Origin of the sequence: Nocardia jejuensis NBRC 103114 (assembly GCF_001613145.1) — a bacterium.
Classification (GTDB): Bacteria; Actinomycetota; Actinomycetes; order Mycobacteriales; family Mycobacteriaceae; genus Nocardia; species Nocardia jejuensis.
The window spans coordinates 111,812-124,907 of record NZ_BDBU01000021.1 but is presented as its reverse complement, the minus strand read 5'-3'; the positions used below and the strand labels follow the sequence as shown (position 1 = coordinate 124,907).

The window sequence follows — 13,096 nt, the reverse complement described above, 5'->3', positions numbered from 1 at the left end:
CGCTGATACCGCCCTGATACCGACCTGACGCCCGCTGACACAGCTCCGGAGTTGGTGTCGGGGCTGCTCAGCGGGGATGTCGAGCTGTCTGCCGACCGAGAATCAGTGGCAGACCACGGCGTTCGCACCACCGATCGGAACGGCTCCGATGAGCACTGACGGGAGGGCCGGTTGGCCGAAGCCGAAGGTGGCAACGGCCCTCGTTGTGAGTCAGCGTCTCGTGAAGGCGTCGGCGAAGTGTTCGGCGAGGTCGAGGTCCTCGGCCTGATCGGGAGTCACCCAGGCGTGGTCGTCGTGCTCGTCGGGGTTGAGAGTGACTGCGCGGCAGTCATATTCGGTGACATCGAAGATGCGCGCGTGGATCCGCAGGGGCCGTCCGGCGACATCCATCCAGGAGTACACGGACCGCTCGGCGATGACCTCGATCGAGAGCCCGGTTTCCTCGGCGACCTCGCGCACCGCGGCCTGCTCCGGCCGCTCACCGGGCTCGATGCCACCGCCCGGCAGTTCCCAGCGCCCGGCCAGGAAGACGCCGGGCGCGCGGCGCACCAGCAGGACCGCGCCATCGCGCTCGATTCGGCAGTAGACCAGGTGCTTGTCGCTCATCGAATGATCATGCGTGGCGCGCAACCGCTCGTGCCAGTGGCGGTGCGGTCCGGTGTGGCGCTGTTCCGAGCAATGGCGGCAAACCGGCGGACTGTCGAAACGCCGCCCGGTGGCCGCGCCCCGGACGATGCGGATAGCGAGGGCCATGATCGTGGTATGTCGATGACCGACCGCTTCCCGCTGCGCTTTCCCGTGGTCGCCCTGGTGACCTCCGCCGGAGGCCTGGACGCGCTCACGCAGGTGCTGGCACCCCTGCCCGCGGACCTGGGCGCAGCGGTGCTGGTGGCACAGCACATGAGCCCGGAATACCCGAGCGGACTCGCGGCCATCCTCGATCGGCGTACCGCGCTGCCGGTACGCGACGCCCAGGACGGTGACCTGCTGGTCGCCGGCACCGTGCTGATCGCCCCGAACGCGCGGCATCTGCTGGTCACCTCCGAGGCCCGGGTCGGGCTCATCGACAGCGGTCGCCTGCCCCCGGCACGGCCCTCGGCCGATCTGCTCCTGGCCACCCTCGCGGTGACCTGCGGGCCCCGAGCTCTGGCGGTCGTACTCACCGGCAGGGGCACCGACGCGCAAGCCGGGATCCGCGCCATCTCCCACTGCGAGGGCACCGTCTACGCCCAGGACGCGGCCACCTCCGCTCATTACGGGATGCCGGGGGCCGCGATCGACACCACGCTGGTCGATCGGGTGCTGGCACTGCCCGACATCGCCGCCGCCGTGCTGGCCCACATAGCCACACACTCCTGACCGGCACGCGTGCCGTCTCGAGTTCGAGCCGGTCCCGATGCCGGGCCTATGGGTGCGGTGGTGACCGGCGTGGACGTGCTCGGATCGCCAGGAGCGCGGTGTCGTCACTGGCGAAACCACCGTGGTACTCGGCCAGGACCGCGGCGATGTGTTCGATAGTCGCGCCCGCGTCGAGACCGTGACTGTCCCCGAGGGCGCGGGCCAGGTCGTCCTCGTCGAAGATCGGTTTGCGCGGCGACGGGCCGGCCGGGTCGGGGCGTGCCTCGCAGGCGCCATCGGTGTAGAGCAGCAGCAGGTCCCCGGGGCCGAGCCGGAAACGCACGTCGCTCAGACGGGCGTCGGCGAACACCCCCAGCAATGTCCCTGTTTTCCCGACCTGCTGGACTCGGCCGTCGGCCCGGCGTACCAACGCGGGGAGATGCCCGGCCAGACACAACCGGCCCGCCACCCCGGCCTCGGTGGTGCGGAAGGTGGCCTGCACCGCGGTGAGGAACCGGGGCGCGTTCTGGGTCAGCATCGCGGTGTTGAGCCGGTCGAGCACCACCGCCGGGGACAGGTGCTCCCCGGCGTCCGCGCGCACCGTGTAGCGCGCCAGCGCTGTCACTTTCGCCGCCTCGGTGCCTTTGCCGCACACATCTCCCAGCACCGCGGTCCACCACTGCCCGCGGGCCTGGAACAGATCATAGAAATCACCCATCACCGCCGCCCCGCCGGAGGCGGGCAGGTAGCGCGCGGCGCTGTCCACACCCGGGACCGGCCGCAATACCGGTGGCAGCAGGCTCTCCTGCAGACTGCGGGCCAGCTCCGCGGATTCGGCCAGCGCGTCCTGGGCGACTTGCAGTGCGACGCGGGTGGTTTCGAGCGAGACCCGATGATTGACCTCGTTGGACACCGCCCGGGTCAGGAGCGCGAGGGTGTCGAGATCCTCGGCTTTCCACGAACGTGGCCGCTCGTCGATCACGCACATGCTTCCGATCGGGAGCCCGTCGGGACTATGGATCGGAAATCCCGCCCACGCCCCCACTCCCCACGGCCCGATCGCGGGATGCCCTGCGGTGCGCGGATCCTCGGCCGCGTCCTCGACGATGAACGGCCCGTTCACCCCGACCGGGTAATAGCAGAAACTGTCCCCGACCGCGTTCTGCCACTGCTCGAACCCGCCGAACGGCAAGTGCGGCACCGATTTCCAGTAGGTGTGAGTGTCCCCGACGAACGTGATCGCGGCGATCGCGCACCCGGTCACCGACGCGGCCAGGCGCGCCAGATCATCGAAAACCTGCTCGGGCCCACTACCGATCTGGCCGCTGGCCGCCAACGCCGCCAGCCGAGCCGGATCCGACAACACTGCCGGTAGCCCGTCGGCCCGCACACCATCGGGGTACACACCACTCCATCCGCTTCAACCCACATCCTCGAGCGACTCACTGTACGCAGGACGGGTATCCCGGGAGACCTGAGCAGAGGCACGGGCAACGCCCGCAAGGTCACCTCGGCCGGGCCGGACGAACCACCCGGCGGTATCCCTCGGAAGGCCTGCTCTGTCGCCGCGCTGTGGTCGATACAGGCGGGCAGCTCGCCTGTCAGCGACGGGTCAGCTCTTCCGCCCGATGCATCGGCGGGCGTGCGCCGGGTAGTGCCGACAGATCCGATGGCAGCTGGTGCGGAGGATGTCGGAGCTGGTCAGGTTCGAGTGATCGGGGCGACGCGATAGTTCTGCTCCAGCACCGCCTCGGCGGGTTCGTACATTCGCAGCACGGGCCGGAATTCTCCGTCGGGTGCGGGCAGCCAGTTCGCGCGGGAGACCGGGTCGACAGGGGCGGTGTGGCTGATCGTGAGTGTGAGGGAGCCGTCGGTGTCGTAGACGATGCCGGGTGTGCGGTCCCCGATCGAATAGCGGTCGATCGGGTTCTCGACCAGATAGAAGTCCGGGACGGAATACATGGTGACCGACCAGAACGCACCGACGGGTGGGGTGGGATCCAGGCGCAAGGTGTAAGTACGGGCCCCGGTGAGCTGTTCACCCCGATCATCGACATAGGTCATGATGTAGGCGGCCTCATAGGCGTGATTGCCCCAGAGGCCGCCCTTGGCCGCGGCGGCGCGTTCGATGAGCCGCCGCGTGGGGTCGGTGATCTGGAATCGAGGGTCGTCGAGTGCCCCGACCTCGAAGTAGTCCAGGTTGTAATCGAAGGCGTGCAGGGTGAGCTTCCAGCCGTTGACTTCGGGGCTCGACCCGTGGGTCAGCGCGGTATCGAGGTTCTCCTCCCCGGCCCGCAACCCCTCGCGCAGCGCTGCGGCCGTCGGCTCGTCCGGCGCGGTGTAGGGCGAGTCCTTGTCACCGATCCCGATCGGGGCGAACGATTCCTGGAGTTCCCGGTCGCGCGGCGCGGGTGGAAACGCTTGCGACCACAGCCGCAGTTTCTCCCAGAACAGCAGGCTCGCCTCGACGCCAGGGTCCGGGCTGGGCAGACCGACCGGGCGTGCGCCGGGATCCAGCGGTGTCAACGTCGTCGCATCCTGCAAGGCATGCACCGCGGGCAGGTCCGCGGCGCCGGAGCAAGCCCACCTGCCCACGATCGAGGCGATCGTGGTGGGAAAGGTGATGACGGTGAACCCGTCGGGAGCCTGACCGGTCCACCCCGGTGGTACGAGCAGGAAGTCACCCGCAGCGGTGCCGGTGGCGCGATGCCCGACGTAGGCGAAGTTGTCGGTCCAGGCATCGACGAATTGCAGCACGTAGTACCGGCCCGCCGTGTCAGGAACGTGCAGGGCGACCGGCCCGACCGACAGGTCGATCTGGCCCATCGAATACAGGGTGTCGTTGTTGATCGTGACGAACGTGTCGGCCGGACCGGCCAGCGTCCGGGCATGGGAGAAGGTGTTGAACGGTGCCGCCGGATTCGCCCCGACTCCTTCGCGCACATAGCGATCGACCTGGTCGAGGTTGAACACGAGCGGGAATCCGTACAGGTAGGCGTGCGCGACGAGTGATAGTTCATCGTTGGTCATCGGTTTCTCCCTGTCTCGTCGGGCATGTCCAGCGGAACCGATCCCCGAGGCGACCGGCCAGGACACCACCGTCGGTCACCGCAGGGTGTGGGCGGCTCACCCGAAGAGGGTGAAATCGGGAGACCGCCGCCGTGAACTTCGCGGGACGGGTGTCGGCCGCCCATCCCCGAGCGGCACTCGGTATCGGTCGCGTCGGTCGGCGGAACCTCCACACCGCCGGCCGGCGCGGTCCCGAATCAGGCGCGCTGGGCCGTCCGGACCCGCGGCGGCGAGGTGATGAGATGCCGGGTGCGAAGGTCTTCGGCACCCCGGGGAAGATCGGGTGTCGTGAGCCTTGCCCCGGCATCCCCCCGGGGACAGCGGCCGGTGATCAGCCGCTGCCCAGGCTTCCGGCGTCAACGGCCGAGGCGCTGCTGCCGAAGTTGGGCATATTGGCGAAGCGGCCGAAATCGCCTTGGGCTCCGCTGTATACGTTGAGATCCGTGCCGCCCGCGATGCCGGGGATCGCACCGGAATCGGTGTATTGCCAGAAGGTCCAGGTGGGCCAGCCGCCGGGAACCTCGGGGGATTCGTTGCCGCGGTAGTCGGCGATCCAGAGCGGGTAGCGGGTGAACTCGTCGGTGTCGGCCATGGCCGTGCGCCAGAAGTTGGGATAGGTGTAGATGATCGGCGCGCGACCGGTCAGGGCCTGCACCGCATTGAGGTAGCGGTGGGTCCAGTCGATGAGCGCGCCCGGCGGCAGCCCGCCCGAATCCTCGAGGTCCAGCACCGGCGGCAGGTCCAGCGGGCCGTTCTGACCCAGGACGGCGGCCGCGTAGAGCGCGGCCTGCGGTTCGGGCGGCAGGGCCGGGCGCGCGTAGTGATAGGTGCCGCGTGCCACGCCCGCCGTGCGCATGAGCAGGCTGTCGGGGACGAAATACGGGTTGACGTAGTTCACGCCCTCGGTCGCCTTCACCATGGCGAAATGGTTGCCGGAGGCGCGGACCTCGAACCAGTTGATCAGGCGGCCGTCGATGTGCTGCCAGGACGACACGTCCGGGCCGGTCGCATCGGCCGCCGCGGGCGCGGCGCACAGTGCTGTCAGGATGCCGGCCGCCGCAAAGCTCATCAGCGCGAGACGGTTTCGTCGGGCCATGCACCGGGACGTTATGTGGGCTTTCGCACCTTGGCTATAGGACGCGGCCGCGTGTTGTCCAAGTGTTAGCTACGCCTCATATTCGACGCGTAGCCAACATTCGGCATCCCGACACCCGAATTCGCGACGTCCGGCCCACATTCGGTCGCTCGAGACGTGAGCCGATCGGCCGGGCCGGGACGACCCGGGCTCCAGCGTCGGGTCAGCCCAGCCAATCCAGAACGGATGCGGCAGTCCAGGATTGCTGCATGCTCCCCAGCGGCTCACCGGTATACGGCTCGTAGTACTCCGCGAACGTCCCGTCGCTGGCCTGCCGCAGTCCTTCGGCCCGCAGCATGAACGAGCGTTCCGCCCACCCTCGACGTGCGAAGACCCAGGAGAACAGCCAGCTCATCACCGGCCAGACCGGTCCGCGCCAGTACTCGCGCGAGCGGAAGTCCTTGGACACCGGCGAGGTGGAGGGCGGCAGCGCGTAGCGCAGATCCGGGTGACCGCACCAGCGCGGCCCTTCGAACAATCGCAGCAGCCTGCGCTCGGCATCGCGGGGGAGCCCGCCGCTCAGCAGTGGCGCGAAGGTCGCGAGGGTCTCGGTCTCGATCCACCTGTCCGCGCGCACGTCGAAGTCGCGGGCCGCGCCGGTGCGGGCATCGGTGGTCGCGACGACTCCCGCCCGGAAGTAGTCGGCCCACTCGTACAGTTCGCGCACATCCGCGAGCGGCTGCTTGTAGTCCTCGCCGATATTGGCCAGCACATCGCAGGCCAGCGAGAAGATGGCGGTCACGAACACGTCCTCGACCGCGAAGCTCATGGTCGAGGCGAGTTGGTAGTCGTCGTACCCGCAGCGGCGCATCTGCTCCACCAGCCACAGGTACCGGTCGTACTCACGATCGCTGGGCCGCTGGGTGGGGTCGCCGACCACCTGCAGATCGGCCCGCTCGTACGGCGGCAGATCCGATCCGGGAATCACGTTGGCGTAGGTGCGATCCCAGCGCGGGGAATTGTCCATCCCGGATTCCCACCCGTGGTAGAGCGTGATTCGCCCCTGCTGCTTGGTATCTCGCGCATAGGCCAGCCAGCGATGCCAGCGCATCAGATCCGGCCAGCGGCGCTGCAGGAACTCCTCGGCCACCGCGCGGGTGGACCGCCCGTGCCGACGCGAGTGATCCAGAATCCGTTGCACCGCAATGGCATGCACGGGCGGCTGGGTGATTCCGGAAGTGTCCGGCCCGTCCGGCGCGTCGGCGGCGAGTCGCCGACATTCCCAGCGTGAAGGCCCGGGGAAGTAGCCGTCGACACCGTTCGCGAACACGATGTGCGGAATCATGCCGTTGCGCCACTGCGCCGATAACAGTGTGTCCAGTTCGAGCGTCGCGCGCTCCACACTCAGCGGAGCCAGCCCGACCGCCACGAAGGCGGCGTCCCAACTCCACATGTGCGGATACAGTCTGGGCGCGGCGCTGGTCATGGTGCCCAGGTCGTTGCCGCGCAGCAGATAGGCGGCGCGGGCCGCGAGCTGGGTCGGCGTGAAACCCGGTTGTGTCATCGCCCTATTCTGCGCCGGAACCCGCAGGTATGCGCGGGCGGCGGGCTGCACGGGGTGGCGGGTGGACGGTGCCTGGTCGCCAGATTGCACTCTGTTCGCCTTCTCCTGGAAACGCGGTGGTGTGCTTCGCCCGGAGCATCGCCGCATCCGGTCCCCCGGTTACGGTTGTCGCATGGCCGATTCCGCGAAGACCAGCAATGTGCAGCCGACCGCGCTGATCACCGGAGCCAGTCGGGGACTGGGCGCGGCGATCGCACGGGAGTTGGCGCCCACGCACCGGTTGTTGCTCGGCGCGCGCACGCCGCAGGCCTTGGAGCCGATCCTGAGCGAACTGCCGGGTTCCGTCGGGTGGCCGGTGGAACTCACCGACTATCCGGCCGTGGCCCGCGCGGCGGAGTCGGTCGAACGGCTGGATGTTCTGGTGCATAACGCCGGTATCGCCGACTTGGGAACGATAGCCGATTCGTCCGTTGCACAGTGGCGGAATACCTTGGAAGCCAACCTGATAGCGGTCGCGGAACTCACCAGGCTGTTGCTGCCCGCGCTGCGGGCCGCCGGCGGTCACGTGGTGCTGATCAATTCGGGCGCGGGATTGCGCGCCAATCCCGGCTGGGGTGTGTACGCGGCGAGCAAGTTCGGCCTGCGCGCCTTCGGCGACGCGCTGCGGCTGGAGGAGCCGAGTCTGCGGGTCACCTCCATCCATCCCGGGCGCATCGACACCGATATGCAGCGCGAGATCATCGCGGGCGAGGGACGCGACTACGACCCGGGCGAATTCCTCGAGGCCACGACGGTCGCCGGGGTGGTGCGCACCGCGGTGCAGACTCCTCGCGACGCGCACCCCACCGAGATCGTGCTGCGGCCCATCGCTCGCTGAGCGCGTGGGCCGATCACTCGCTGCGCGCGGGTCGGTCCTCGGCGATCGGAATGCCGGTGCGAACGCCCCTGCGGAGATGTTCGTCGCAGTGCGTTCGAACTCACACTGAGAAGAGCCTGAACGTTTCATTTGAATTGCGATCGTTTCGCGCGGATGTCGTGCTCAGTTCACCCTGAGTCGATATAACCGGTGGAGCCGTGCCGGGGACGCACGGTCCATCCAGTGCGCCCAGCTCGTTGGGGCCGGAAAATCGGAGCGAACGACGACGATGGACAGACGACGGCTGCTCACCCTGCTGGCCGGCGGCACGGTGGCCGCGCTGGCGGGATGCACTCGGGCCCAGGGTGATCCGCTGGACACCGGGTCCACGGGTGGCGACGGCGGGTTCACGGTCCCCAACTTCCCGACCGCTCCTCGGCTGCCCGCACCGCCCACCGGCCCCAAGACGCAGATCAGCCCCGGAACGATCACCGCGCTGCCCGGGACCGGCACCAGTATGGCGCTGACCGTCGACGACGGCGCGGACCCGGCCGTGGTCGGTGCGTACATCAAGTTCGCCCGCGACACCGGCGCCCGCTTCACCTTCTTCGTCACCGCGTACTACGACTCGTGGAGCATCCACCGCGACGCCCTGCGCCCCCTGGTGGATTCCGGGCAGATCCAGCTCGGCAACCACACCTGGGACCACGCCGACCTGACCGCGATCTCGGCGTCGGCCGCCTCCTCCCAGCTGGAGCGGGCCAAGACGTTCCTGCGCAACAACTTCGGCGTCGACGGCGGCCCGTACTACCGTCCGCCCTTCGGCCGGCACAACGGCACCGTCGACAGGGTCGCGGCCGATCTCGGCTACACCGTCCCGGTCATGTGGTACGGCTCGCTCTCGGACTCGGGCGTGATCACCGAGCAATACCTGATCGAGTGCGCGCGACAGTATTTCAATCCGCAGACCATCATCATCGGCCACGCCAACGCGCCCGCCGTCACGCACTGCTACGACCAGCTCGTCGACATCATTCGCGAGCGAAACCTCAGCATGGTCACGCTGAACGATGTGCTGTTGCCGCCGCGATGAGCTGGTGACGCAGGCGGAGTAGATGTTCCGGCGTTCGCCGGTGCTCGTGATGTGAGTTGAAGTGGGTTCGACATGGACAGACGCAGGCTCCTGACCCTGCTGGCAGCGGGAACCGCCGCCACCCTGCTGGGCAACGGTGACGCGCACGGCGATCCCTTCCCGTTCGGCACCGGATCGGACGGCGGTCTGCTGCCGCCGTCGGTCCTGCCGCCCGATCCGCGAACGCCGATCGGGCCGGGCACGCTCACCTCGCTTCCGGGCGACGGAAACCACCTGGCGCTCACCATCGATGACGGCGCGAGCTCCCAGACCGTCGGAGCCCTCATCGATTTCGCGCGGAACACCGGTACGCGGTTCACCTTCTTCGTGACCGCCTACTATCCGTCGTGGACGGATCACCTGGGATCGCTACGGCCACTGGTGGATTCGGGACAGATCCAGCTCGGCAACCACAGCTGGGACCACCCCGACCTGACCAGGCTGCCGGCCGGTGCCGTGGCCGATCAGATCGACCGCGCGAAAGCGTTCCTGTGGAACACCTTCGGCACCGACGGCACGCCGTACTACCGCCCGCCCTACGGCCGCCACAACGCGATGGTCGACCAGGTCGCCGCCGATTCCGGCTACAGCGTCCCGGTCATGTGGACCGGTGATCTGAACGACGTCTCGACCGTCATCAACGAGGGCATGCTCCTGGACGCGGCCCGCCGCTGGTTCAACGGGCAGGCGATCGTCCTGGGCCACGCCAACCGCCCCACCATCGGCACCATCTACGGCCAGCTCACCGACATCGTCCGCGAACGCAACCTGACCATGGTCACGCTGAACGACGTGCTGATCCCGCCGCGCTGATCGTCTCGAACAGCGCGGGGTGCTGCGCTGCGAGGCATCGATTCGCCGGTGACAGCGCGCGTCGTGGACGGCATCGACTCTCGCACAGCGAGTTCGGGCCCGACTCGCGATCGCGTATCGGGCCCGACTCGTCTGCTCACACTCAGGCGACGATGTTCACCAGGCGGCCGGGGACGACGATGATCTTGCGAGGATCCTTGCCGCCCAGCAGTTCCGCGATCTTCTCATCGGCCAGGGCGATGGCTTGGACTGTCGCCTGATCGGCGTCGGCGGGGACGCTGATGCGGCTGCGGACCTTGCCGTTGACCTGGATGGGGTACTCCACCGAGTCCGCGACCAGCAGGGCCGGGTCGGCGGTCGGGAAGGGGCCGTGGGCCAGGGAAGCATTGTGGCCCAGGCGCTCCCACAGCTCCTCGGCGATATGCGGAGCCATCGGGGCCAGCATCAGGACCAGGGGTTCCACCACCGAGCGCGGTGCGCCCTCGGGGTAGTTCTTGGTCAGGTAGTTGGTCAGCTCGATCAGCTTCGCGCCCGCGGTGTTGTCCCGCAGGTTGGCGTAGTCGTCATCGACACCGGCGATCGTCTTGTGCAGCAGGCGCAGGACTTCGGGCGACGCCTCGGTGTCGGAGACCTTGACCTCGCCGGACTCCTCGTCTACCACCAGACGCCAGGCGCGCTGCAGGAAGCGGTGCGCGCCGACGACATCCTTGGTCGCCCACGGACGCGAGGTGTCCAGCGGACCCATCGACATCTCGTAGAAGCGGAAGGTGTCCGCGCCGTACATGTCGCACATCTCGTCGGGGGAGATGGCGTTCTTCAGCGACTTGCCGATCTTGCCGTACTCCTGGAAGACCTCGATCTCCACACCGGAGGTGTTGGTCCAGAAGAACTTTCCGTCCCGCTCCACGATCTCGGCGGCGGGCACGTACGCGCCACGCTCGTCGGTGTAGGCGAAGGCCTGGATGTAGCCCTGGTTGAACAGGCGGCGGTACGGCTCGTAGCTGGACACGTCACCCAGATCGAACAGCACCTTCTGCCAGAAGCGCGCGTACAGCAGGTGCAGCACCGCGTGCTCCACACCGCCGACGTACAGGTCCACGCCGCCGGGATCCTTCGGGCCGTGCTCCGCGGTGCGCGGGCCCAGCCAGTACCGCTCGTTCTCGGGAGCGCAGAAGGTGTCGGTGTTCGTCGGGTCGGCGTAGCGCAGCTGGTACCAGGAACTGCCCGCCCAGTTGGGCATGACATTGGTGTCGCGGCGGTACTGCTTCGGGCCGTCGCCCAGATCCAGTTCCACGTGCACCCAGTCGGTGGCCTTGGCCAGCGGCGGGGACGGCTCGGAATCGGCGTCGTCCGGATCGAAGGTGACCGGTGCGAAGTCCTCGATCTCCGGCAGCTTCACCGGCAGCATCGATTCGGGCAGCGCGTGCGGAGCGCCCTGCTCGTCGTAGACGATCGGGAACGGCTCGCCCCAGTAGCGCTGGCGCGCGAACAGCCAGTCGCGCAGCTTGAACTGGATCTTGCCGGTGCCGTGGCCGTTGGCCTCCAGCTCGGCGACCACCTTGGCCTTGGCGGCATCGATGTCCAGGCCGTCCAGGTAGCCGGAGTTCACCAGGGTGCCCTCGCCGCTGTACGCGCCCTCGGAGATGTCGCCGCCCGCGACGACCTCCACGATGGGCAGGCCGAACGCGGTCGCAAAATCCCAGTCGCGCGGATCGTGGCCGGGGACGGCCATGATCGCGCCGGTGCCGTAGCCGCTCAGCACGTAGTCGGCGATGAAGATCGGCACGCGCGCGCCGTTCACCGGGTTGGTGGCGTAGGTGCCCAGGAAGACGCCGGTCTTCTCCTTGTTCTCCTGGCGCTCCAGATCCGACTTGGCGGCGATCGACTTGCGGTAGGACGCAACGGCTTCCGCCGGGGTGTCCTCGCTGCCGAAGGTCCAGCGGGCATCGGTGCCGGACGGCCAGTTCGCGCCGGTCAGCCTGTCGACCAGTTCGTGCTCCGGGGCCAGCACCACGTAGGTGGCGCCGAACAGGGTGTCGGGGCGGGTGGTGAACACCTCGATGATGTCGCCGCCGGCCTCGAACTTCACCTGCGCGCCGCGCGAGCGCCCGATCCAGTTGCGCTGCATGGACTTGACGCTCTCGGGCCAGTCCAGCTCGTCCAGATCGTCGACCAGGCGGTCGGAGTAGGCGGTGATGCGCATCATCCACTGCCACAAGCGCTTACGGAAAACCGGGAAATTGCCGCGCTCGCTGCGGCCGTCGGCGGTGACCTCTTCGTTGGACAGCACGGTGCCCAGGCCCGGGCACCAGTTGACGATCGAATCCGTCTGGTAGACCAGGCGATACGAGTCGATCAGCGCGGTGCGCTCGGTGGGGGACAGGTCGGACCAGGAGCGGCCCTCGGCGGTGGCGCGGCGACCCTGCTCGAACTCGGCGATCAGCTCGGTGATCGGGCGGGCCTTGCGCTGCCCCTCGTCGTACCAGGCGTTGTAGATGCGCAGGAAGATCCACTGCGTCCACTTGTAGTACTCGGGATCGGTGGTCGCGAAGGAGCGGCGGCGGTCGTGGCCCAGGCCCAGCCGGTCCAGCTGACGCTGCATGGTCGCGATGTTCGACTCGGTGGTCACGCGGGGATGCGCGCCGGTCTGCACCGCGTACTGCTCGGCGGGCAGGCCGAAGGCGTCATAACCCAGGGCGTGCAGCACGTTCCGGCCGCGCATGCGGTGGAAGCGGGCGAAAACGTCGGTGGAGATGTAGCCCAGGGGGTGTCCGACGTGCAGGCCGGCGCCGGAGGGATACGGGAACATGTCCTGGATGAACAGCTTGTCCGCCGGGGTCTCGCCCTGCAGCGGGCCGACCGGGTTGGGCGCGTAGAACGTGCCGCGCTCCTGCCAGGTCTGCTGCCACTTGCGTTCGACGCGGCCGGCCAGGTCGGCGTTGTAGCGGTGTGCGGGAACGTCGCCGCCCCCCACCGCTGCGGTGGGTGTATCGGTTGCACGAGTGTCCTGCACGGTCCTGCCTTCGTCTAGCTGATCCCCGATAAGGTCGCTCACCAGGGTAAAGCGTGCGCACCCCAGGCCCCAAAAAGGGTCTGAACCTCGCACCCCCGACACGCTGCCACCTGTGACCTGCGCAATCCGGCCGCTGTGACCAGAGCGACTCGGTCCCTCGGCCTACCGGGTCGCGCCGCTGTGACTAGGGCGACGTGCTGTGGATAGTGACGCGCGCAACCTCGAGCCGGGGGTGC

The 13,096-nt window shown here is 68.4% G+C and carries 10 protein-coding genes; 4 read left to right on the top strand and 6 right to left on the bottom strand.

Annotated elements, in window-relative coordinates; genetic code table 11:
- Window positions 1-210: 210 nt before the first annotated feature.
- Window positions 211-606, bottom strand: coding sequence for an NUDIX domain-containing protein (locus tag NJ1_RS17270; RefSeq protein WP_067695149.1), 396 nt, complete (start codon window positions 604-606; stop codon window positions 211-213).
- Between the two features lie 156 nt (window positions 607-762).
- Here NJ1_RS17270 and NJ1_RS17265 point away from each other — a divergent pair, with 156 nt between their 5' ends.
- Window positions 763-1,359: a chemotaxis protein CheB gene (locus NJ1_RS17265; RefSeq protein WP_218025218.1), complete on the top strand. Its 597-nt coding sequence runs from the start codon at window positions 763-765 to the stop codon at window positions 1,357-1,359.
- A 46-nt stretch (window positions 1,360-1,405) separates the two neighbouring features.
- On the opposite strand, the gene NJ1_RS17260 is transcribed toward NJ1_RS17265, so the two are convergent.
- The 4 genes from NJ1_RS17260 to ggh all read right to left on the bottom strand — a co-directional run bounded on the left by NJ1_RS17260 (window position 1,406) and on the right by ggh (window position 7,046).
- Entirely contained in the window at window positions 1,406-2,743 is a 1,338-nt protein-coding gene (locus tag NJ1_RS17260; RefSeq protein WP_067695005.1) for a SpoIIE family protein phosphatase, read from the bottom strand.
- Between the two features lie 296 nt (window positions 2,744-3,039).
- Window positions 3,040-4,368 carry a DUF1254 domain-containing protein gene (locus tag NJ1_RS17255; protein WP_067695002.1) on the bottom strand — a complete coding sequence of 443 codons (1,329 nt, stop codon included), beginning with the start codon at window positions 4,366-4,368 and terminating at the stop codon, window positions 3,040-3,042.
- A 370-nt stretch (window positions 4,369-4,738) separates the two neighbouring features.
- Entirely contained in the window at window positions 4,739-5,503 is a 765-nt protein-coding gene (locus tag NJ1_RS17250; RefSeq protein ID WP_067694999.1) for a glycoside hydrolase family 25 protein, read from the bottom strand.
- A gap of 202 nt (window positions 5,504-5,705) precedes the next feature.
- Complete coding sequence (ggh, locus tag NJ1_RS17245) at window positions 5,706-7,046, bottom strand: glucosylglycerate hydrolase (protein ID WP_067694996.1); 1,341 nt, start codon at window positions 7,044-7,046, stop codon at window positions 5,706-5,708.
- A 172-nt stretch (window positions 7,047-7,218) separates the two neighbouring features.
- On the opposite strand from ggh, the gene NJ1_RS17240 reads away from it, so the two are divergent.
- From NJ1_RS17240 to NJ1_RS17230, 3 genes are all read left to right on the top strand, one after another.
- Window positions 7,219-7,923 (top strand): SDR family oxidoreductase, encoded by a 705-nt coding sequence (locus NJ1_RS17240; protein ID WP_067694993.1) that lies wholly within the window; start codon window positions 7,219-7,221, stop codon window positions 7,921-7,923.
- A gap of 268 nt (window positions 7,924-8,191) precedes the next feature.
- Complete coding sequence (locus tag NJ1_RS17235) at window positions 8,192-8,995, top strand: polysaccharide deacetylase family protein (protein ID WP_067694990.1); 804 nt, start codon at window positions 8,192-8,194, stop codon at window positions 8,993-8,995.
- A gap of 72 nt (window positions 8,996-9,067) precedes the next feature.
- Window positions 9,068-9,847, top strand: coding sequence for a polysaccharide deacetylase family protein (locus NJ1_RS17230; RefSeq protein WP_067694987.1), 780 nt, complete (start codon window positions 9,068-9,070; stop codon window positions 9,845-9,847).
- A gap of 142 nt (window positions 9,848-9,989) precedes the next feature.
- Here the strand turns inward: NJ1_RS17230 and leuS are convergent, their stop codons facing one another.
- On the bottom strand, window positions 9,990-12,860 hold the full coding sequence (gene leuS, locus NJ1_RS17225; protein WP_067694985.1) for a leucine--tRNA ligase: 2,871 nt from the start codon (window positions 12,858-12,860) through the stop codon (window positions 9,990-9,992).
- Window positions 12,861-13,096: the final 236 nt, after the last annotated feature.

Coding starts and splice junctions, on each gene's coding strand:
- NJ1_RS17270 (WP_067695149.1), bottom strand. CDS start 606: ATGAGCGACAAGCACCTGGTCTACTGCCGAATCGAGCGCGATGGCGCG.
- NJ1_RS17265 (WP_218025218.1), top strand. CDS start 763: ATGTCGATGACCGACCGCTTCCCGCTGCGCTTTCCCGTGGTCGCCCTG.
- NJ1_RS17255 (WP_067695002.1), bottom strand. CDS start 4,368: ATGACCAACGATGAACTATCACTCGTCGCGCACGCCTACCTGTACGGA.
- NJ1_RS17250 (WP_067694999.1), bottom strand. CDS start 5,503: ATGGCCCGACGAAACCGTCTCGCGCTGATGAGCTTTGCGGCGGCCGGC.
- ggh (WP_067694996.1), bottom strand. CDS start 7,046: ATGACACAACCGGGTTTCACGCCGACCCAGCTCGCGGCCCGCGCCGCC.
- NJ1_RS17240 (WP_067694993.1), top strand. CDS start 7,219: ATGGCCGATTCCGCGAAGACCAGCAATGTGCAGCCGACCGCGCTGATC.
- NJ1_RS17235 (WP_067694990.1), top strand. CDS start 8,192: ATGGACAGACGACGGCTGCTCACCCTGCTGGCCGGCGGCACGGTGGCC.
- NJ1_RS17230 (WP_067694987.1), top strand. CDS start 9,068: ATGGACAGACGCAGGCTCCTGACCCTGCTGGCAGCGGGAACCGCCGCC.